This window comes from Pelotomaculum propionicicum (assembly GCF_004369225.1).
GTDB classification, from domain to species: Bacteria; Bacillota; Desulfotomaculia; order Desulfotomaculales; family Pelotomaculaceae; genus Pelotomaculum_B; species Pelotomaculum_B propionicicum.
Genome location: NZ_QFFZ01000153.1, coordinates 1 through 754, shown reverse-complemented (window position 1 = coordinate 754; position 754 = coordinate 1). Strand labels below are relative to the sequence as shown.

Sequence of the window (754 nt, the reverse complement as noted above, 5' to 3'; positions counted from 1 at the left end):
GAACATGTCAAAACAGTCGGGGTTCAGTCTTTCATCAAGAAGTTTTATGAAGCTATGACCTATAGTGAGTTGGATACAGGGCGGCTTCGCCGGCTGACCGAATCTCCCGGTCAATTGCGACTAGTGCGCGAAGAAAATTGGAAAACAAGCCGTTTGGCGGCATAGCGAATTGAACTGATACAGACAGCTTAGGCAGCGGTTGCGCGGCGCTACTCGTCTTTCCGTTGAAGATGTCCGGCATGCTAAAACGAGCAGAAACGGTTTAGTTAAGGATGTGTTGATACGGATAAACCGGTGATTTTTGGAATAACCGAATAGGCAATAGTTGCGAAAACGTCAATTCCAGACCCCGCAAGATTTAAAAAACATTTTCATGCGTCAGCTCTGGCAGTCAATCAGAGCTGACGCATGAATCTAAAGATTTATAACTGACAAGGTTTATAAGAGTTGGGGAGAAAAAGTTTTTCGCAAAATAGCACTGGACACCACAAAATAAATATGAGACAATAGTGTGGGAAATTTTAAAAAGGAGCCACACTATGACGATACATGAAGATTGGCCTGAGGAAGTTCTCTTGAACGGACGCATTTTTACAAGGGAAGAACTGGAACACATTAAGGAAGTGATCCGGTTGTTTCCCCGGTTGAGTCAAAAGGAATTGGCGCATACGCTATGTGAAACCCTGTCGTGGTATGGACCAAACGGGAAACCAAAGCTGGAATCTTGCCGCGAGTTACTGCGAAAGCTGGAGGC

1 protein-coding gene is annotated in these 754 nt (G+C 45.0%); it reads left to right on the top strand.

Annotation, left to right across the window (positions count from 1 at the left end; translation table 11 throughout):
* Window positions 1-539: 539 nt before the first annotated feature.
* Window positions 540-754: hypothetical protein (locus Pmgp_RS19305; RefSeq protein WP_205078084.1), on the top strand; the 215-nt coding region annotated here is incomplete at its 3' end.